We start from the raw sequence: 20539 nt of genomic DNA, 5'->3' as shown, positions 1-20539 counted from the left end.
GGCAACCATTCGGTGGGGTCAGCTGGTCTGCCTGGATGTGACGATCGACGATGGCGTGCTGAGGACGGGGGTGACGGCGGTGCGGACCGCGGAGAGCTTCGATGGCTTCGTTGCGGCGCGGTCGCGGGCGCTCGTCCGGACCGCGTACCTGCTCACCCGTGACCACGCGCTGGCCGAGGACCTCGTGCAGACCGCCTTGGCCAAGGCGTGGTTCCACTGGTCCCGGATCCGCGAGGACAACCCCGAGCCGTACGTTCGCCGCATCCTCGTCACCACCTACGCGTCCTGGTGGCGGCGCCGCTGGCACAGCGAGATCCCGACCGACGACCTGCCCGATTCCCCGGCTCCGGCCGGCGAGGACGGCCTCGACCTCTGGGACGCGATCGGCCGTCTCCCCCGCCGCCAACGCGTCACGCTCGTCCTCCGGTACTACGAAGACCTCACCGAGGCCGAGACCGCCCGGCTGCTCGGCACCTCGGTCGGCACGGTCAAGAGCCAGACCGCCAAGGCGCTCGCCAAGCTCCGGCTCGACCCCGCCATCAGTACTCCGGCCGACCTGGAGACCCCGCGATGAACCTCCAAGACCTGCGCGACGAGCTGACCGCCCGCGCCACGACCACCGACGACCAGCACACCGACCTGCTCCCCGGCGTACGGCGCAAGATCCGCCGGACCAGGCAGCGGCGCTTCGCCACCGCGGGCGCGGCCCTCGTCGCGGTCGCGCTGGCGGCGATCGTCGTACCGCATGCCCTGATCAACGCGGCGCCCGATCCGGCCGAGCCGCCGTCGTTCACCCAGAACGGTTTCACCCTGCCCGGCGACCTCGAGGGCGACCAACTGCTGAAGGGGTTCGCCGCGAAGCCCGGCGAGCGGCATGCCGAGTTCACGTGGACGCCGACGAGCAAGCACGCGCGCTTCGACGGCCGCTGCCGCAAGGACGGCGAGGCGACGCTGTGGGTACGGGTGAACGGCTTCACGGTCGATTCACGCCCCTGTATGAAGGACAGCGGACCGATGGTCGCCACCGGGATCTCGAGCAACAGTGCGCTGTGGACGGACGCGCCGGTCGGCAAGCCGGCCAAGGTCACCCTCGATCTGGTGCCCTTTGAAGGCGCAACCCAGCAAGGCGATCAGCAGCTGGCAGTGGGCATCTACCAGGATCAGGCCAACGCCGGCCAAGACCCCGAGGGCCCGGATCTCCCCGGCGACTACGTGCGGGACGGTCTGCGCTTCCGGAAGCAGAACGGCTACCAGACCCGGCTCGCCGCGGTCATCGGCGATCGCGGCGTCACCGAGGTGAAGACCTCGTTCGTTCCGACCGGCCGCTCGGTCGTCGTCCAGACCCTCGGTACGCCGGACGACTACGCACTGAACGGCCCGGAGTACCGGGTGCAGGTCCGGATCAGCGACGGCACCACGGTGAACGGCAACACCGGGTACGGCGACGCGACGCAGGCGAGCACGGCCAACCAGCTGCAGCTGATGGCCACGCCGGGCAAGCGGCTGACCGTCACCGCTCGCGTGATCGTCTCCAAGGGCAAGGCTGGTCCGCTGTCCCGGGCCAGGATCGGTGTCGGCATCTACGACCCCGGCGAGCAGATCATCGAGCACGGGATCTCGTTCGACCGCGCGAAGGACTACGAGGGCACGAAGTACCGTTTCGTCCGCTCGATCGTGGTCCCGGCGACGCAGCGCAAGGTGCAGCTCACGACACCGGTGGGTACGCCGTTCCTCTGGGTCTACGGCAGCGTCGGGCTCGGCGACGGCGTCTGGACCCGGTGGGACAGCCTGACGGCGCACCAGGACGGCCCGATGTCGGGTGGCTTCCGGTGGAACGCCGAAGATCTCCAGACGACACCGAAGACGGTCGACTTCTACGTCAATGCCGGCACACCCGCCCCGGGCGGCAAGCTGGCCATCGCCCTCTACACGCCGGAGGGTTAGACCCAGCTGTGCAGGTTGGCTGCGTCCTTGGTGAACTGCTCCGGGGAGTCGTCGGCGACGAACTCCAGCAGGGCATTGATCTGCCGGGGTTCGGCGGCCAGGCGGTCCAGGACCGGGCGCCACAGCGACTCGCGGGCCTCGAGCGGGAGCCGGTTGTTCGACGGCCACCAGGAGAAGACGTGGACCGTGCTGAGCCACGGCATCAGTGCCTCGAGCTGGGCCAGGCACTGCGCGTCGTCCAGGTCGACGGGCGGCTGCCAGTACGTCTTCAGGTTCGGCGCGCCGACGTCGAGCAGCAGCGTGATCGTCGAGTCGACCTCGTCGGTCAGCGTGTTCCGGTGGAACTCCATCGCGATCTCGATCCCCGACGACGCAGCCATCGCGGCAAGCTCACCGAGTCCACGGGTCACCGCCATCCGGTCCCCGACCCCGGCGTCCGCCGTACCGACGTTGCCGGCCCAGACCCGGATCATGGGTGCACCCAGCGCCTCGGCGGTGGCGACTGCGGAGCGCATCTCCTCGCGGTCCACGTTGCCGGCCCGCAGGTACGACCCGTACGCCGCGACCTGCAGCCCGTGCACCTCGGTCAGGTTCCGCACCCGCTTGGCCGTGACGAGGTTGCCGAGCGGAACGTGCACGTCCCCACCCCACTCGACCGCGGACAGCCCGGCCTTGGCCGCGACCTCCACCACCTCGTCGACCCCCAGCTGCCGAAACGTCACCGAGACAAGCCCGGTCCTCACACTCACACGAGCCTCCTAGTCACGCCTCTATCCAACCCCATCGGACCAAGCCGTCTCACGTCATGAGCAAAGGTGTTGGACGGGGCTGACGGGCGGATTTAGGGTGGCGGGGTGCCGGAAGAGCGAAGAGGGTTCAGCTACGGGTTCGCGGCATACCTGATCTGGGGGCTCTTCCCGCTCTACTGGAAGCTGCTGGACAAGTCCGGTGCGATCGAGCTGCTGGCGCACCGGGTGCTGTGGTCGCTGCTGACGATCGTGGTGCTGGTCCTGGTACTGCGGAAGTTCGGGCAGGTGCGCGCGCTGCTCAGGGAGCCGCGGCGGCGGTGGCCGTTGATCGCGGCGGCGTTCCTGATCTCGATGAACTGGGGGACGTACATCTGGGGCGTCGGCCACGGGCGCGTGGTGGAGACATCGCTCGGGTACTTCATCACGCCGCTGTTCACCGTGCTGCTCGGCGTCTTCGTGCTGCACGAGCGGCTGCGGGCGCTGCAGTGGGTCGCCTTGGCGATCGCCTTCGTCGCGGTCGCCGGCCTGACGATCGAGAACGGGCGGCCGCCGTGGGTGGCGATCATCCTGACGTTCTCGTTCGGGTTCTACGGGCTGGCGAAGAAGCAGGCGGGCGCGGGCGCGATCGAGGGGATGGCGATCGAGTCCGGTACCGTCATGCCGCTCGCGCTGGCGGCGATCGTCGTCCTGGGCGCGCAGGGCAACGCGACAGTCACGCATCACGGGACCGGATACCTCGTGCTGGTGCTGCTGACCGGCCCGATCACCGCCGTACCGCTGCTGCTCTTCGGCGCGGCCGCGACGCGGGTGTCGATGACGACGCTCGGTCTGCTGAACTACATCGCGCCGATCATGCAGTTCGTCTGCGGGCTGGTGATCTTCCACGAGCGGATGACGCCGATGCGCTGGGCCGGCTTCGCGCTGGTGTGGGTCGCGCTGGCGCTCTTCACCTTCGACAGCATGCACACCCGCCGCCGCTCGATCGCCCTCGAACGCGCCGCAGTCACCGCCTCAGCCGTTTGATTGCCACTTGCTGCAATTTCCGTAACGGCAGGCGGGACCGCTCGATAAACGGACGAACGGGCGCCTACCGGGCTCCCGTCGTACCGATTCGAGGGATTCCTTGCGTACGACCTTCAGAGTCCTGGCACCGATCGTGCTGGCTACCGTCGGCCTGACCGCGGCGCTCCCAGCCGGCGCCGCCCCGCAGTACGCCGTCCGCGCGGCGAAACTGCCGTCCACTCCGCTGGACGTCAAGCTGGCCGGGACCCTCACCGGCGTCGACCTGCGCTGGACCGCGGCGCCGGACGCCAACGACGACGCCGTCACCGGCTACGTCGTCCACCGCGTCGCCGACGGGGTCGACACCGCTCTGCCGTGGCAGCCCGCGTGGAACGACGTCGGGTTCCAGTGGCACGAGTCCGAGCACCTCACCGGCGCGACCTACTCCGTTGCCGCGGTCAACGCCGAGGGCGAAGGACCGCGCAGTACGCCGATCACGCTGCCGCCGGCGCATCAGGCGATCACGGTCGGCCACACGATCTGGCTGCAGAACGGCAACACCCGGACGTACGCGGGACAGATCGCCGTACCCGACGGGCAGCAGGTCGTCCCGCTCGCACCGGACGGACCCACGCAGGTGATCGGCGACGTCGTCGCGGCCTCGCCCGACGGCCGGGAGATCGCGTTCGCCAAGGGGCAGCTCGCGATCTGGCGGGTCCGCGCCGATGTGCCGCACGCGACACCGGTGCAGATCCTCGACGGCTCGTCCGGCATCATCCGGCTGGCCTGGTCGCCGGACGGGTCAAGAATCGCCTTCGAACGGCTGCAGCCGACTGGAGGCTCCTGCGTCGAGATCGTCCCAGCCACCGGAGGGACGCCAGCGCGGGTCGGTTGCGACCTGCAGATGCCGACCTGGGTGACCAACTCCAACCTGATCGTCAAGGACGGCGCCAGCGGGCGGCTCGAGTTCGTCCAGGCCAAGGCCGACGGCGTCGTCACCGGCTCCATCGCCGGTACCGAGCAGAGCTCGATGCCGTCCGTGTCCCCGGACAACCGCTGGATCGCGTACATCGACGGCAACGCACCGGCGATCGTCCCGGTCAGTGGCGGTACGCCGAAGCTCGGCACCGCGACCGAGCAGCGTCCGATCGGTATCACCTGGTCACCCGACGGTTCGACGGTCCTGATGAACCAGCCGATCCGCTTCGGCGGCAGCGCACTGGTGTCCCTGCCGGTCGCAGCCGACGGCACGCTCGGGGCGGGCGAAACCGTGTACCGCACCCAGGGCACCGACCGCATCGGGTCCGCGGTGTGGCAGGGCGCTCGGGTAAGCCTGGGATCGACCTCGACCCCGATGGGCAGCACAGTCAGCATCCCGTTCGACACCAGCGGCATTGCCAGTCCGGTGACCACGACCTGTCAGTTCGACACCGAAGCGGCCGTCCCGTGCACGTCGCCGTACCAGCGGAGTGGGGTGCCTGCGGGCTCGCACAAGTTCCTGGTCAAGGCGGTGGACGCGGACGGGCACGCCAGCGTCGCCTTCCGGTATGTGCTCGTCGATCTCACCGCGCCCACCGTGCAGATCACCAGCCCGACGTTCGACGTCACGAAGGCGGCAACCGCGACTGTCACCTACTCCGGCTCGGACGACAGCGCCACGCCGGTCAGCTCGTACGACGTCCGCTGGCGCATCGCACCGACGGCCGGGAACTTCGGGAACTACGCCCCGGTCAAGTCCGGTACGACGGCGACCTCGGTCGCGATCGGCATGGCCGCCGGGTACGAGTACTGCGTCTCGGTCCGCGCAAAGGATGCCGCTGGCAACGTCTCCGGCTGGACCGCGGACCGCTGCTTCTCCCGGCCGTCGGACGACCGGGCGATGACCGCCACGACCGGCTGGACCCGCGCGAGCAACTCCGCCTACTACCTGGGCACCGCTACCGTCACCACCTCGAACGGGATCTCGGTGTCCCGCAGCAGCGTGCAGGCCAAGCGGCTCTGGCTGGTCGCGACGAAGTGTTCGACCTGCGGGAGCCTGGATGTCTACTACAACGGGAAGTCCGTCGGCATCGTCGACCTGAGCAACCCGTCGCTGGCCTACCAGTCGATCGTGCCGCTGCCGGTGCCGGCCACCTTCCTGACCGGTTCGGTGCTGCTGACCACGAGGACGGCCGGCAAGGTCTACCAGATCGACGGCCTGGCGGTCCGCCGTACCTGATCGCTCGAGGCCCGGCGCGCGGTCGGCGCCGGGCCTCTTGACTGCTCACCCGGGCCGGCATCCTCACCTCGGTCTCCGGACCGAAGGCCGACTACGTCAAGGTCTGCGTGATCTCGCAGGCGATGCGCGGCGCGGAACTGACCTACCGCCGCGAGCTCGCCGCCCGCACGATCGCCGACGTTGCAGCTGAGGTCGAGCGGACCAACCCCCAGGCACCGGAGAACACCCGCAGCCGTTTCCACAACCTGAAGTCCTGACACTTTTCTGAGGAGTTCAACCACTACACCGAAAGCCCCGCCTGGGAGCAGCGGTGAGGTGAGGTGGTCGTGGGCACCGGGGACGGGTGAGGCATGAGTGGTTCCTGTCGGCGGACGAGCGCGGTAACCCGGCCACCGACATCGACGCCGACGGCGCCTGGACCGAGGGCAACCTGGTCCAGCCGCTGATCCACGGCGCGACGTACTTCCGGCGGTTGTACGACGAACTGTGCGACCTGCGGCCGGGTGACCGGGTCTACTTCACCGACTGGCGCGGCGATCCCGACGAGATCCTGTACGACGACGGTCCGTCGATCGGCGAAGTACTCTGCGACGTCGCGCGCGCCGGCGTGGAGGTCCGGGGTCTGCTGTGGCGGTCGCACTCCGACCACCTCAGCTTCAACTCCCAGGAGAATCGGCACTTCGGCGCCGAGCTGAACGTGGCCGGTGGGGAGGTCCTGCTGGATCAGCGGGTACGCCGGTTGGCGTCGCACCACCAGAAGCTCTTTGTCATCCGGCATCGGGACGACCCGGCGACCGACGTCGCGTTCGTCGGCGGGATCGACCTGAGCCACGGTCGTCGCGACGACGAACGGCACCAGGGCGACCCGCAGACCGGGCCGATGGACGCGCGCTACGGGAGCCGGGCGCCGTGGCACGACCTGATGCTGGAGATTCACGGTCCGGTGGTCGGGGATCTGCTTCGAACGTTCGTGGAGCGGTGGGACGATCCGCATCCGCTCGACCGACGGACGCCGTACCGGATGGTGGTTCAGCGGCTGGCCCGGATGCCGCGGCATCCGGGCACGTTGCCGGAGGCGTTCCCGGATCCGCCCGCGGCGGGGCCGCATGCGGTCCAGGTACTGCGGACGTATGCGCACAAGCATCCGGGGTTTCCGTTCGCCCCGCGCGGTGAGCACAGCATCGCCCGCGCGTACCGGAAGGCGTTCGGGCGGGCGCGGAGGCTGATCTATCTCGAGGATCAGTACTTGTGGTCCGGCGCCGTGACCGAGAGCCTGCGGGAGGCGCTCGACCGGTCGCCGGATCTGCGGATCATCGCGGTCGTCCCGCGGTACCCGGACCAGGACGGCCGGTTCAGCGGGCCACCGGCCCGCTACGCACAGCTCGAGGCCCTCCGGCTGCTCGACTCGGACCGGGTGGCGGTCTTCGACCTGGAGAACGAATCCGGAGTACCGATCTATGTGCACGCCAAGGTCTGCATCATCGACGACACCTGGATGACCTGCGGTTCGGACAACTTCAACCGCCGTTCCTGGACCAACGACAGCGAACTCACCTGCGCCGTCGACTCCCCCGACCTGGCCAGGTCGCTCCGCGCCCGACTCTGGTCGGAGCACCTCGGCACCGGTACGCCGGACCTCGACCCGGTCACCGGCTTCGACGAGTGGCGCAGTACGGCGGCCGCCCTCGACCACTGGCACGAAACTGGTTGCCAAGGACAACGACCCGCCGGCCGCCTCCGCTCCCACCGCCCCCAGCCACTCACCCGCCCCCAAACCCTCTGGGCCCCCTGGCTCTCCCACCACCTCTACGACCCCGACGGCCGCCCCCACGCCGCCCGCCGCCACAACACCTTCTGACCAACCACCCCCGACGTACTCACGGAGTGCTTCAGACGGAGCGGGTGGCTACCAGGTCGCAGAGGGCGTCTAGGGCTTCTCTTGCGGTGCCTTCGGGGAGGGTGGTGAGGAGGTTGCGGGCGTCGGCGGCTCGGCGGCGGACGTCGTCTTCGGCTTGGGCGAAGGACGGGTGCGAGCGGAGGAGGTCGAGGGTTTCCGCCAGGCGGGCGTCGTCGGAGAGGTCGGAGTCCAGGAGCTCGAGGAGGCGGGCGTCGGTGGGGTCCGTGGGGTCGGCCTGGGCCCGGAAGATGAGGACCGGGAGGGTGGGGACGCCCTCGCGGAGGTCGGTGCCGGGGGTCTTGCCGGACTGGCCGGACTCCGAGGCGATGTCCAGGAGGTCGTCGGCGAGCTGGAAGGCCACGCCGATCTCTTCACCGAAGGCTCGCAGCGACTCCTGGATCTCCTCGGAGGCACCGGCGTACCGGGCACCGAAGAGGGCGGACGTCGCGATCAGCGAGCCGGTCTTGTCGGCGACCACCGACAGGTAGTGCTTGAGCGGGTCCTGGCCCTCGGCGACACCCATGGTCTCGCGGATCTGGCCCTCGACCAGCCGGCCGAAGGTGCGCGCCTGGATCCGGACCGCTTCCGGCCCGAGGTCCGCGACCAGGTCAGACGCCCGCGCGAACAGCCAGTCGCCGGAGAGGATCGCGACCGAGTTGTCCCAGCGCGCGTTCGCCGTCGACGACCCGCGCCGCAGCGCGGCCTCGTCCATCACGTCGTCGTGGTGCAGGGTCGCGACGTGTGTGAGCTCCACGACGACCGCGGCCTTCACCACGTCCGCGGACTCGACGTCCGGACCGAACTCCGCGCCCAGCAGCACCAGCAACGGCCGGAACCGCTTGCCGCCGGCAACCATGACGTGCTGCGACGCCGCGGTGACGAACGGCGCCTCGGACTGGGTCGCGTCCAGCAGCGCCTGCTCGACCCGCTCGAGCCCAGCACGAACCCGGGACTCGAGCGCCGCGTCGGCGAACTCGAATCCCAGGCTCTCGGCCGGCAGCGGGGTCGGACTCAACGGATGAACTCACCAGCTCGGGCCGCCAGGTCCAGCACCGGCCCGGGGACGAGACCGAGCACGACCGTGGCAGCAAGACCCAGTGCAACCGCCGAAGTGGTCTGCCAGCCCGGCAGCGCCACGTCCGGCGAGTCGGCCGGCAGGTCGGAGAAGAACATCAGCACGATCACGCGGACGTAGAAGAACGCGGCCACGAGGCTCGACAGTACGGCGACCACGACCAACGGCCACGCGCCGCCTGTCCACGCCGCGCTGAAGACGGCCCACTTGCCGGTGAAGCCCGCGGTCAGCGGGATGCCGGCGAAGGACAGCAGGAAGAACGCGAAGATCCCGGCCAGCAGCGGCGACTTCTTGCCCAGCCCGGCCCAGCGCGACAGGTGCGTCGCCTCGCCACCGGCGTCGCGGACCAGCGTGACGACCGCGAAGGCGCCCAGCGTCGGGAAGCCGTACGAGACCAGGTAGAACAGCACCGCCTGGGTCGAGGTGATCCCGCTGTGCACGCCACTCCCGGCCTGCGCGACCCCGACGAACGCGGTGAGCAGGAAGCCCGCGTGCGCGATCGAGGAGTAGGCCAGCATCCGCTTCACGTCGGTCTGGGTGATCGCGACGATCGACCCGACGACCATGGTGAGGATCGCGATGATCCACATCATCGGTGCCCAGTCCCAGCGCGTCCCGCCGAGCGCGACGTAGAAGACCCGCATCAGGCCGACGAAGGCGGCGATCTTGGTGCAGGCCGCCATGAACCCGGTGACCGGCGTCGGCGCGCCCTGGTACACGTCCGGCGTCCAGGAGTGGAACGGTACGCCGCCGACCTTGAACAGCAGGCCGACGCCGACCAGCCCGGTGCCGGCCAGCAGGATGGTGTCGCCACCGGTCTGGGTGGCCAGCGCGTCGGCGATCCCGCCGAGCGACATGGTGCCGGCGTACCCGTACAGCAGCGCGATCCCGAACAGCAGGAACGCGGACGAGAACGCGCCGAGCAGGAAGTACTTCATCGCGGCTTCCTGCGAGATCAGCCGGCGACGGCGGGCCAGGCCGCAGAGCAGGTACAGCGGCAGCGAGAAGACCTCGAGCGCGACGAACAGCAGCAGCAGGTCGTTCGACGCCGCGAACAGCATCATGCCGCCGACCGCGAACAGCGTCAGCGGGAAGATCTCGGTGTGCTCGATGCGGAGCGCCGTACCCTCGCGCTCGGCCTCGGACCCCGGTACGGCGGCCGCCTGGCCGGCGAACGCGGACAGCCCGCCGTCGACCGACCGCTCGGCGAACAGCAGCACGCTGATCAGCGTCAGCGCGAGCAGGATCAGCCAGGTGAACAGCGCCGGGCCGTCGACCGAGATCGCGCCCTGGGCCGCCAGCAGCTCCTTCTTGCCGTGCATCAGGATGCCGGTCAGTACGCCGGACACGACCACCGCGACGACGGTGATCGCCAGCTGGGCCAGGTGCCGGAGCGACCGGGGCAGGAACGCCTCGACCAGGACGCCGACGCACGCCGCACCGAAGACGACGAGCAGCGGAGCCAGCTCGTTGTACTCGAGCTTCGGCGCGACGAAGTCCGCCAGCGGCAGAATGTGCGGGATCACTTCTGTCCCTCCGTCACGGGGATCTGCGGAGCCTTGTCGGTCACGCCCATTTGCTGCATGGTCGATTCGACCGCGGGCTTGATGATGTCGACCACCGGCTTCGGGAAGATCCCGAGGCCGACGATCAGCAGCATCAGCGGCGCGATCGCGAGCACCTCACGCGGGTTCAGGTCCTTGAGCTTCTCGATGCCGTCGCGGACCGGACCGGTCATCGTGCGCTGGTACATCAGCAGGATGTACAGCGCGGCGAGCACGATCCCGAGCACCGCGATCACGGCGATCGCCTTGTGCCGGCTGAACGTCCCGGCCAGCACCATGAACTCGGAGATGAACGGCGACATACCCGGCAGTGCGAGGCTGGACAGGCCGGCGAACAGGAACGTGCCGGCCAGCACCGGGGCCACCTTCTCCACCCCGCCGTAGTCGGCGATCCGCGCGGACCCGCGCCGGGAGATCAGGTACCCGGCGACCAGGAACAACGCCGCAGTGGAGAGTCCGTGGTTGAACATGTACAGCGTCGATCCGGTCAGGCCCTGCGACGTCAGCGCGAAGATACCCATCACGATGAAGCCGAAGTGCGAGATCGAGGTGTAGGCGATCAGCCGCTTGATGTCGGTCTGGCCGATCGCCAGCAGCGCGCCGTACAGCACCGAGATCAGGGCCAGGATCAGGACGACCGGAGTCGCCCACTGGGACGCGTTCGGGAACAGGCCCAGGCAGAACCGGATCATCCCGAAGGTGCCGATCTTGTCCAGGATGCCGACCAGCAGCACCGAGGTGCCCGGCGTCGCCTCACCGGCCGCGTCCGGCAGCCAGGTGTGGAACGGCACCATCGGCGCCTTGACCGCGAACGCGAAGAAGAAGCCGAGGAACAGCCAGCGCTCGGTGTTCTGGCTCATGTCCAGCTTCACCATGTCGGCGAGCAGGTACGACGGGTTGCCGTGCTTGGCGGAGACGACGTACAGGCCGACGACCGACGCCAGCATCAGCAGACCACCGAGCAGCGAATAGAGCAGGAACTTCACTGCCGCGTACGAGCGCTGCGGGCCGCCGAAGCCACCGATCAGGAAGTACATCGGGATCAGCGTGGCCTCGAACAGCACGTAGAACAGGAACACGTCGGTCGCGGAGAAGACTCCGATCGACAGCGCCTCGAGGCCGAGGATCCAGGCGAAGAAGGACTTCTCCGACCAGCGGCCGTGCTGCGCGTCGTTCCAGGAGGCGATCAGCACGATCGGCGTCAGCAGCGCGGTCAGCACCACCAGCACCACGCCGACACCGTCCAGACCGAGCGCGTAGTGCGCGCCGAAGGCCTTGATCCAGGTGTGCGTCTCGGCGTAGTCCGCGGCGCCGTTGCGGTGGTAACCGATCGCGACGATCGCGGTCAGCACCAGCGTGACGAGCGAGAACCCGAGCGCGACCTGCTTGGACAGCAGGGCCTTCGCCTTCGGGACCAGCATCGTCACGATGGCTCCCACGAACGGCAGGAGCAGTAACAGGGTCAGCCAACCGATGTTCACGACAACCTCACCGCGAGGAGGGCGACGACCACGAATGCGGCGCCGAAGACCATGCTGAGTGCGTACGAACGGACGAAGCCCGTCTGGAACCGGCGGAGCCGGCCGGACAGCCCACCGAAGAGTGCGGCCAGCCCGTTCACCAGGCCGTCCACGCCCCGGTTGTCGAGCCAGACCAGCGTCCGGGTCAGGTACTGGCCCGGGCGCATGAAGAGCGCCTCGTTCAGCGCGTCGCCGTACAGGTCACGCCGCGCGAACGTGGTGACCGGGGAACCGGCCGGTGCCTCGCGCGGGATGTCCCGGCGGTACATCAGCACCGAGATCGCGATCCCGACGGCCACCACCGCGAGCGTGATGATCGTCATCACCAGCGCGCTGAGCGGGCCCTCTTCCTCCTTGTGCCCGACCACCGGCTCCAGCCAGTTCACGATCCAGTGGCCGGCGAAGTACAGCGCACCGCCACCGAGCGAGAGCGCGGCCAGGATGATCAGCGGCCACGTCATCACCTTCGGCGACTCGTGCGGGTGCACCTCGTCGTCCCAGCGCTTCGTGCCGAAGAACGTCATCAGCATCACCCGGGTCATGTAGAACGCGGTGATGCCGGCGCCGAGCAGCGCGCACAGACCGATCACCAGGTTGTCCGCGAACGCGGCCTCGATGATCTTGTCCTTGCTGAAGAAGCCGGCGAACGGCGGGATGCCGAGGATCGCCAGGTAGCCGAAGCCGAAGGTGACGAAGGTGACCTTCATCGCCGACCGCAGGGCGCCGTAGTGGCGCATGTTCACGTCGTCGTTCATGCCGTGCATCACCGAGCCGGCACCGAGGAACATGTTGGCCTTGAAGAAGCCGTGGGTGAGCAGGTGGAAGATCGCGAACACGTACCCCACCGGCCCGAGACCGGCGGCGAGCATCATGTAGCCGATCTGGCTCATGGTCGAGCCGGCCAGCGCCTTCTTGATGTCGTCCTTGGCGCAACCGATGATCGCACCGGCCAGCGCGGTGACCGTCCCGACGATCACCACCGCGGTGGAGGCCGCGTCGGTGACCGCGTAGATCGCGTGCGAGCGAACCACCAGGTAGACGCCCGCGGTGACCATGGTCGCCGCGTGGATCAGCGCCGACACCGGGGTCGGGCCTTCCATCGCGTCCAGCAGCCAGGACTGCAGCGGCACCTGCGCGGACTTGCCGCAGGCGGCGAGCAACAGCATCAGGCCGAGCAGCGTGGCCCAGGTCGCGGACAGGTGCGGGGCACCAGCGTTCACCGTGGCGAAGGCCGAGGAGCCGAAGAGCGCCCACATGCTCATCACCGCGAGCGAGAGGCCGATGTCACCGACCCGGTTCACCACGAACGCCTTCTTCGCGGCGACCGCGGCCGAGTCCTTGTGCTGCCAGAACCCGATCAGCAGGTACGACGCCAGACCGACGCCCTCCCAGCCGACGAAGACCAGCAGGTAGTCCGCGGCCAGCACCAGCAGCAGCATCGCCGCGATGAACAGGTTCAGGTACCCGAAGAACCGGCGCCGCCGGGCGTCGTGCTCCATGTAGCCGATCGAGTAGATGTGGATCAGCGACCCGACACCGGTGATCAGCAGCACGAACAGGATCGACAGCGGGTCGATCAGCAGCGTGAAGTCCACCTTGATGTGGCCGACCGAGAACCACTCGAACAGCTTGGCCGTCTCGGACCGCTCTTCACCCGACTTGCCCTGCATCTGGAAGAAGAGCAGGAGACCGCAGGCGAAGGAGATGATCGGGGCCAGCGTGCCCAGCAGGTGACCCCACGCGTTGGTGGCCTTGCCACCGAGCAGCAGGATCGCCGCGGACAGCGCCGGTACCGCGACCAGCAGCCACGTCAGCTCATGACTCATCGGTGCTTACCTCAGTACTTGAGCAGGTTGGCGTCGTCGACCGAGGCCGAGCGACGGGTGCGGAAGATGGCCATGATGATCGCCAGCCCGACCACGACCTCGGCCGCGGCCACCACCATCACGAAGAAGGCGGCGATCTGGCCGTCGAGGTTGCCGTGCTGACGGGCGAAGCTGACGAACGCGAGGTTCGTCGCGTTCAGCATCAGCTCGACGCACATGAAGACGACGATCGCGTTCCGGCGTACCAGCACGCCCAACGCGCCGATGCTGAAAAGGATCGCCGCGAGCACGATGTACGGCTCGGTCGTCACAGCTTGTCTCCTTCACCAAATCCGGAGAGGTCGGTGCTCTCGGGCTCGGACGGTACGTCGTCGCCGACGTTGCCCGCGTTCAGCTTGCGGACCTCGTCGATGTCCGAGCGCTCCTCGGCTTCGGGGAACACGGTGCCACGTGCCTGCAGCACCCGCGAAACCGAGGTCGGTGCGATCGACCCGTCCGGCAGCAGCGCCGGCGTGTCGACGGCGTTGTGCCGGGCCAGTACGCCGGGGGTCGGCAGCGGACCCGGGTGGATGCCGTGCTCGGCGTACTTGCGGATCCGCTCCTCGGCGTGGTCGCGCTGCGTACGCTTCTTGGTCAGCCGCTCGCGGTGCGCCAGCATCATCGCGCCGAGTGCCGCGGTGATCAGCAGCGCCGAGGTGACCTCGAAGGCGAACACATACTTGCCGAACAGCAGCTGCGCGATGCCCTTCGGGTTGCCGTCCGGCTGCGCGTCGGCCAGGCCGATCGGGTGGCCGTAGATCGCGTTGCCAACGGCCGCGACGAGCAGGATGCCGAAGCCCAGGAAGGCGAGCCCGGCCAGCAGCCGCTGGCCGCGGATCGTCTCGACCAGCGAGTCGGACGCATCGACGCCGACCAGCATCAGCACGAACAGGAACAGCATCAGGATCGCGCCGGTGTAGACGATGATCTGGACCGCGAACAGGAACGGTGCGTCCTGCGCGGCGTACTGCACCGCGAGGCAGATCATCACCGTCGCCAGCAGCAGCGCCGAGTGCACCGCCTTGCGGACCAGGACCATGCCGATCGCGGCCAGGATCATGATCGGCGCGAGCATCCAGAAGGCGACCTGGCCGCCGGTGACCAACGGCATCATTTGGCGTCACTCCCCTCGGCCGGTACAGCGGCACCGGTCAGCCCGAGGTAGTAGTCCTTCTCGGTGGCCCCGAGCTGCATGTCGTGCGGCGGCTCCTGCATGCCCGGGAGCAGCGGCGCCAGCAGGTCCTTCTTCTCGTAGATGAGGGACTCGCGGCTGGTGTCGGCCAGCTCGTACTCGTTGGTCATGGTGAGCGCCCGGGTCGGGCAGGCCTCGATGCACAGACCGCAGAGGATGCAGCGCAGGTAGTTGATCTGGTAGACGCGCCCGTACCGCTCGCCCGGCGACATCCGGCCGCCCTCGGTGTTGTCGGCGCCCTCGACGTAGATCGCGTCCGCGGGACACGCCCACGCGCACAGCTCACAGCCGATGCACTTCTCCAGCCCGTCGGGCCAGCGGTTCAGCTGGTGCCGGCCGTGGAACCGCGGGGCGGTCGGCTTCTTGTCGAACGGGTACTCCTCGGTGAACACCTTCCGGAACATCGTCCGGAAGGTGACGCCGAACCCGGCTACCGGGTCCCAGAGGGACTCTTTGACACTAGCCACGGCTGCCTTCCTTGCTGAAAGACTCCGTCGTGCTCTGGCTCGGAGTCTTGACGGCCATTGGTGGTGGCACCGGGAAGCCGCCGGCGAAGGCGTCGAAGTCCTTGCCGTCGTCCTCCGGAATCTCCTCGGTCTTGGGCTTCTGCGGAATCACTGCGGTGCCGATCACGAGGACCACTGCGACGATCGCGGTGACCACCAGCGTGGTCCGGCTGAAGGTGGTCTCCCGGCCGACCGCGCGGACGGTGGCGACCAGCAGGATCCAGGCCAGCGAGATCGGGATCAGGACCTTCCAGCCGATCTTCATGAACTGGTCGTAGCGCAGTCGCGGCAGCGTCCCGCGCAGCCAGATGTAGAAGAAGATGAAGCACATCAGCTTGCCCATGAACCACAGCACCGGCCAGTAGCCGGAGTTCGCGCCGTCCCAGATCGAGATCGGCCACGGGGCCCGCCAGCCGCCCAGGAACAGGGTGGTCGCGAGCGCCGACACGGTGGCCATGTTGATGTACTCCGCCAGGAAGAACATCGCGTACTTGATCGAGGAGTACTCGGTCAAGAAGCCGGCCACCAGCTCGCCCTCGGCCTCCGGCAGGTCGAACGGTGCCCGGTTCGTCTCACCGACCATCGAGATCACGTAGATCACGAACGACGGGAACAGCAGGAACGCGTACCAGCCCGGCAGCGTGACCGCGTGCCCGAACCAGTGCACGGTCTGGTGGCCCTGCGCCGCCACGATCTCCGAGGTGGACATCGAGCCGGCGAACAGGAACACCGTCACCAGCGCCAGGCCCATGCCGACCTCGTACGAGATCATCTGCGCGCTCGACCGCAGCCCGCCGAGCAGCGAGTACGTCGAGTTCGACGACCAGCCGCCGAGGACGATGCCGTAGATGCCGATCGAGGCGATCGCCATCACGTACAGCACCGAGACCGGCAGGTCGGTCAGCTGCAGCCGGGTGTAGGTGTCGGTCCACGGGATCTTCACGGTCGGCCCGAACGGGATCACCGCGAAGGTCAGGAACGCCGGTACGGCGACGATCGCCGGCGCCAGCACGTAGACGAGCTTGTCCACGCCCTTCGGCATCAGGTCTTCCTTGAGCATCAGCTTCACGCCGTCGGCCAGCGACTGCAGCAGACCCTGCGGTCCGTGCACGTTCGGGCCGATGCGCTGCTGCATCCGCGCCACCACCCGGCGCTCCCACCAGATGTTGAACAGCGTCAGCAGCACCAGGAAGACGAAGATGATCAGGACCTTGATCAGGATCACCCACCAGGGGTCATGCCCGACCCCGGCGTCCGGCACCGCGAGGGCGATGTTCGTCATGCGTTTCCTCCGGCGATCGTCACGATCGAGCCATGGTCTGCGTGCAGCGACCGGCGGACGTGCGAGTCGGCCGAGTTGGCCGGCAGCCAGACCACGTTGTCGGTCATCGGGATGATCACGACCGGCAGCCGGATCGACCCGGCGTCGGTGCTCACCACCAGCTCGTCCCCGTCGGTGACGCCGACCCGGTGCGCGGTGGTGACCGAGATCCGCGCCACCGGCTTGCGCGCGGTCGCGGTCAGGTGCGGCTCACCGTCGCAGGCGCGGCTGTCGTCGATCAGCATCCGCCAGGTCGCCAGGCGGGTGGAGTCGAACGCGCCGAGCGCCGGACCGGCCTGGTACGTCGGCTCCTGCGCGCGGTCGCCGTCCCAGCGGCCGAGCTCGTCGTACTCGCGCTTCGCGCCTTCCGGCGTGCTGAAGCCGAGCGGGCGGTCCATCTCCTGCGCCAGCGCGGCCAGCGCCCGGACGTCGGGCATCGCGGTCGGCAGCTTGAGCACGACCGGGAACGACCGCTCGCGGCCCTCCCAGTTCACGAAGGTGCCGGACTTCTCCGCCGGCGGAACCACCGGGAAGACGACATCGGCGTACTCCGTCACCTGCGACTTGCGGACCTCGAAGCTGACCACGAACGGCGCCGCCTCGAGCGCGGCCAGCGCCGCGGCCGGGTCGGGCAGGTCGTCGATCTCGACACCCGCGACGACCAGCGCCTGCAGCGATCCGGCGTTCGCGACAATCTCGCTCAGGTCCTTGCCGACCTCGCCGGGCAGGTTCTCGACACCCCACGCGGCCTGTAGGTCGACCCGCGCCTGCGGGTCGGTCACCAGGCGGCCACCGGGCAGCAGGCCCGGCAGGCAGCCGGCCTCGAGCGCACCGCGGTCACCCGCGCGCCGCGGGATCCAGGCAAGCTGAGCACCCGTGTCCAGAGCCAGTCGAAGCGCGGCGGAGTACCCACCGGACACCGTGGCCAGCCGCTCGCCGACGATGATCACCGAGTCCGCGCCGAGCGAGGCCCGCGCGGCCGCGCCGGTCTCACCGGCACCGCCGAGATCGGCCAGCACGGTCGCCTCGGTGCCGGGCGAGGCCGGTACGACGACGCCGTCCAGCTTCTCCACACCCCGCGAGCCGTACGCCGCGACCGTGAACACCTTGGTGCCGTGCGTCTTGAGGCCCTTGCGCAGCCGCAGGAACACGGCCGGTGCCTCTTCCTCGGGCTCGAACCCGACGAACAGCACCGAGCTCGCCTTCTCCAGGTCGGCGAACGTCGTACCGAGACCCGAACCCGCGACCGCGGCGGCGAGGAAGTCCGCTTCCTCACCGGAGTGCGGACGGGCCCGGAAGTCGATGTCGTTGCTGCCCAGGGCGACCCGGGCGAACTTCGAGTACGCGTAGGCGTCCTCGAGGGTCAGCCGGCCACCGGTCAGTACGGCCGCGTTGCCGCGGGCCGCGGTCAGCCGCTCGCCCGCGAAGGTCAGCGCCTCGGGCCAGGACGCCGGCCGGAGCTCGCCGTTCTCGCGGATCATCGGGTGGGTCAGCCGGTCGCCGGTGGTCGCGTACTGGAACGCGAACCGGTCCTTGTCGGAGATCCACTCCTCGTTGACCTGCGGGTCGTCGCCGGCCAGCCGGCGCATCACCTTGCCGCGCCGGTAGTCGACCCGGATCGCCGCACCGGACGAGTCGTGCTCGGCCACGGAGGGCACCGAGACCAGGTCGAACGGCCGGGACCGGAACCGGTACGCCGCGCTCGTGAGCGCACCGACCGGGCAGATCTGGATCGTGTTGCCGGAGAAGTAGCTCTCGAACGGCTCCTTCTCGTAGATCCCGACCTGCTGCAGCGCGCCGCGCTCGATCAGCGCGATGAACGGGTCACCGGCGATCTGCTCGGAGAACCGGGTGCAGCGCGCGCAGAGGATGCAGCGCTCGCGGTCCAGCAGCACCTCGGCCGAGATGTTGATCGGCTTCGGGTAGGTCCGCTTGATCTCGTGGAACCGGCTCTCGCCGCGCCCGTTGCTCATCGCCTGGTTCTGCAGTGGGCACTCGCCGCCCTTGTCGCAGACCGGGCAGTCGAGCGGGTGGTTGATCAGCAGGAACTCCATGTTCCCGTGCTGCGCCTTGTCGGCGACCGGCGAGGACACCTGGGTCCGGACCACCATGCCGTCGGCGACCGTGATCGTGCACGAGGCCTGCGGCTTCGGCATCCCGCGGCCGTTGCCGGCGTCGGTGATCTCGACCAGGCACTGGCGGCAGGCGCCGACCGGGTCGAGCAGCGGGTGGTCGCAGAACCGCGGGATCTGGATCCCGATCTGCTCCGCGGCCCGGATCAGCAGGGTGTTCTTCGGAACCTTCACCTCGATGTCGTCGATGGTGACGGTCACCAGGTCGGTGCGCTCCACCTCCGAACCGGCCGGCGGGTTCGCTTGGATCGTCATGCGCTAGCTCCAGCGGTCGCGAAGACAGTGCTTGCCATCGGGTCGAACGGGCAGCCGCCGTTCTCGAAGTGCGCCAGGTACTCGTCCTTGAAGTGCTGGATCGAGCTGCTGATCGGCGCGGTCGCACCGTCGGCCAGCGCGCAGAACGACCGGCCGGTGATGTTCTCGCACAGGTCGAGCAGCGTGACCAGGTCCTCCTCGGTGCCCTTGCCGTGCTCGAGCCGCTCGAGGATCTGCACCAGCCACCAGGTGCCCTCGCGGCACGGGGTGCACTTGCCGCAGGACTCGTGCTTGTAGAACTCGGTCCAGCGCAGGGCCGCGCGCACCACGCAGACGGTGTCGTCGAAGATCTGCAGCGCCTTCGTGCCCAGCATCGACCCGACCGAGCCGACGCCCTCGTAGTCCAGCGGTACGTCGAGGTGCTCGGCGGTCAGCAGCGGCGTCGAGGAACCACCCGGCGTCCAGAACTTCAGCGTGTGGCCCTCGCGGACCCCGCCGGCCAGGTCGAGCAGCTCGCGCAGCGTGATGCCGAGCGGCGCCTCGTACTGACCCGGGCGGGTGACGTGCCCGGACAGCGAGTACAGCGTCATGCCCTTGGACTTCTCGGTGCCCATCGAGGAGAACCAGTCGGCACCCTTCTTCAGGATCACGGGAACCGAGGCGATCGACTCGACGTTGTTGATGACAGTGGGGCAGCCGTACAGGCCGGCCACGGCCGGGAAGGGAGGACGCAGCCGGGGTTGACCGCGACGACCCTCCAGCGAGTCGAGCAGCGCAGTCTCCTCGCCGCAGATGTAGGCGCCCGCGCCGGCGTGCACGACCACGTCGAGGTCGTAGCCGGTGCCGAGGATGTTGGTGCCGATGTAGCCGGCGTCCTTCGCCTCCTGGACGGCCTGCTGCAGCCGCCGGACCACGTGCAGCACCTCACCGCGGACGTAGATGAACGCCACCGACGCACGGATCGCGTAGGAGGCGATGATTACGCCCTCGACCAGGGTGTGCGGCGAGGCCATCATCAGCGGGATGTCCTTGCAGGTGCCCGGCTCGGACTCGTCCGCGTTCACCACGAGGTACTTCGGCTTCGGGTTGTCCTGCGGGATGAACGACCACTTCATCCCGGTCGGGAAGCCCGCACCGCCGCGGCCGCGCAGACCGGAGTCCTTGACCGCGGTCACCACGTCGGCGGGCGCCATCGCGAGCGCCGTCCGGAGGGCGTCGTACCCTCCGGTGCGCTGGTACGCCGAGAGCTGCCAGGCGTTGACCTGGTCCCAGTTGTCGGACAGCACCGGGGTCAGCAT

At 68.9% G+C, this 20539-nt stretch carries 17 protein-coding genes; 6 read left to right on the top strand and 11 right to left on the bottom strand.

What is annotated here, in order from left to right; translation table 11 throughout:
- Nucleotides 1-37 precede the first annotated feature (37 nt).
- The gene (locus AB0E69_RS02790) at nucleotides 38-574 is read left to right on the top strand and encodes a SigE family RNA polymerase sigma factor (RefSeq protein ID WP_360138476.1); all 537 of its coding nucleotides are present in this window, start codon (nucleotides 38-40) and stop codon (nucleotides 572-574) included.
- Entirely contained in the window at nucleotides 571-1944 is a 1374-nt protein-coding gene (locus tag AB0E69_RS02785; RefSeq protein ID WP_360138473.1) for a hypothetical protein, read from the top strand. Before AB0E69_RS02790 ends, AB0E69_RS02785 begins: the two co-directional genes overlap by 4 nt.
- On the opposite strand, the gene AB0E69_RS02780 is transcribed toward AB0E69_RS02785, so the two are convergent.
- Nucleotides 1941-2693: a TIM barrel protein gene (locus AB0E69_RS02780; protein WP_360138470.1), complete on the bottom strand. Its 753-nt coding sequence runs from the start codon at nucleotides 2691-2693 to the stop codon at nucleotides 1941-1943. The two genes, AB0E69_RS02785 and AB0E69_RS02780, sit on opposite strands and share 4 nt — an antisense overlap.
- A 105-nt stretch (nucleotides 2694-2798) precedes the next feature.
- Here AB0E69_RS02780 and rarD point away from each other — a divergent pair, with 105 nt between their 5' ends.
- The 4 genes from rarD to AB0E69_RS02760 all read left to right on the top strand — a co-directional run bounded on the left by rarD (nucleotide 2799) and on the right by AB0E69_RS02760 (nucleotide 7771).
- Nucleotides 2799-3716: an EamA family transporter RarD gene (gene rarD, locus AB0E69_RS02775; RefSeq protein ID WP_360138467.1), complete on the top strand. Its 918-nt coding sequence runs from the start codon at nucleotides 2799-2801 to the stop codon at nucleotides 3714-3716.
- Nucleotides 3717-3816: 100 nt separating this feature from the next.
- Nucleotides 3817-5913, top strand: a complete 2097-nt coding sequence (locus AB0E69_RS02770; RefSeq protein WP_360138464.1) for a hypothetical protein — start codon at nucleotides 3817-3819, stop codon at nucleotides 5911-5913.
- A gap of 107 nt (nucleotides 5914-6020) precedes the next feature.
- Nucleotides 6021-6170, top strand: coding sequence for a hypothetical protein (locus tag AB0E69_RS02765; RefSeq protein ID WP_360138461.1), 150 nt, complete (start codon nucleotides 6021-6023; stop codon nucleotides 6168-6170).
- An 86-nt stretch (nucleotides 6171-6256) separates the two neighbouring features.
- The gene (locus AB0E69_RS02760; RefSeq protein ID WP_360138458.1) at nucleotides 6257-7771 is read left to right on the top strand and encodes a phospholipase D-like domain-containing protein; all 1515 of its coding nucleotides are present in this window, start codon (nucleotides 6257-6259) and stop codon (nucleotides 7769-7771) included.
- A gap of 31 nt (nucleotides 7772-7802) precedes the next feature.
- Here AB0E69_RS02760 and AB0E69_RS02755 read toward each other — a convergent pair whose 3' ends face one another.
- Genes AB0E69_RS02755 through nuoF form a run of 10 tightly spaced genes read right to left on the bottom strand, consistent with a single transcriptional unit; the run spans nucleotide 7803 to nucleotide 20539 of the window.
- The gene (locus AB0E69_RS02755; RefSeq protein ID WP_360138455.1) at nucleotides 7803-8825 is read right to left on the bottom strand and encodes a polyprenyl synthetase family protein; all 1023 of its coding nucleotides are present in this window, start codon (nucleotides 8823-8825) and stop codon (nucleotides 7803-7805) included.
- Entirely contained in the window at nucleotides 8822-10411 is a 1590-nt protein-coding gene (nuoN, locus tag AB0E69_RS02750) for an NADH-quinone oxidoreductase subunit NuoN (protein WP_360138452.1), read from the bottom strand. Before nuoN ends, AB0E69_RS02755 begins: the two co-directional genes overlap by 4 nt.
- Nucleotides 10408-11931, bottom strand: a complete 1524-nt coding sequence (locus tag AB0E69_RS02745) for an NADH-quinone oxidoreductase subunit M (protein WP_360138449.1) — start codon at nucleotides 11929-11931, stop codon at nucleotides 10408-10410. Before AB0E69_RS02745 ends, nuoN begins: the two co-directional genes overlap by 4 nt.
- Entirely contained in the window at nucleotides 11928-13796 is a 1869-nt protein-coding gene (gene nuoL, locus AB0E69_RS02740) for an NADH-quinone oxidoreductase subunit L (protein WP_360138446.1), read from the bottom strand. Before nuoL ends, AB0E69_RS02745 begins: the two co-directional genes overlap by 4 nt.
- Before the next feature lie 11 nt (nucleotides 13797-13807).
- Nucleotides 13808-14107 (bottom strand): NADH-quinone oxidoreductase subunit NuoK, encoded by a 300-nt coding sequence (nuoK, locus tag AB0E69_RS02735; RefSeq protein ID WP_360138443.1) that lies wholly within the window; start codon nucleotides 14105-14107, stop codon nucleotides 13808-13810.
- Complete coding sequence (locus AB0E69_RS02730) at nucleotides 14104-14949, bottom strand: NADH-quinone oxidoreductase subunit J (protein ID WP_360138440.1); 846 nt, start codon at nucleotides 14947-14949, stop codon at nucleotides 14104-14106. Before AB0E69_RS02730 ends, nuoK begins: the two co-directional genes overlap by 4 nt.
- Nucleotides 14946-15494, bottom strand: coding sequence for an NADH-quinone oxidoreductase subunit NuoI (gene nuoI / locus AB0E69_RS02725; RefSeq protein WP_360138437.1), 549 nt, complete (start codon nucleotides 15492-15494; stop codon nucleotides 14946-14948). The genes AB0E69_RS02730 and nuoI overlap by 4 nt, the downstream gene beginning before the upstream one ends.
- Nucleotides 15487-16815, bottom strand: coding sequence for an NADH-quinone oxidoreductase subunit NuoH (gene nuoH / locus AB0E69_RS02720; protein WP_360138434.1), 1329 nt, complete (start codon nucleotides 16813-16815; stop codon nucleotides 15487-15489). The genes nuoI and nuoH overlap by 8 nt, the downstream gene beginning before the upstream one ends.
- Nucleotides 16812-19241: an NADH-quinone oxidoreductase subunit G gene (locus AB0E69_RS02715; RefSeq protein WP_360138431.1), complete on the bottom strand. Its 2430-nt coding sequence runs from the start codon at nucleotides 19239-19241 to the stop codon at nucleotides 16812-16814. Before AB0E69_RS02715 ends, nuoH begins: the two co-directional genes overlap by 4 nt.
- Nucleotides 19238-20539: an NADH-quinone oxidoreductase subunit NuoF gene (gene nuoF, locus AB0E69_RS02710; protein ID WP_360138428.1), complete on the bottom strand. Its 1302-nt coding sequence runs from the start codon at nucleotides 20537-20539 to the stop codon at nucleotides 19238-19240. Before nuoF ends, AB0E69_RS02715 begins: the two co-directional genes overlap by 4 nt.

The sequence above is a fragment of the Kribbella sp. NPDC026611 genome (assembly GCF_040638345.1).
Taxonomy (GTDB): domain Bacteria; phylum Actinomycetota; class Actinomycetes; order Propionibacteriales; family Kribbellaceae; genus Kribbella.
Note: the sequence above shows the minus strand (reverse complement) of the source record. Positions and strands in the feature narration are given on the sequence as shown.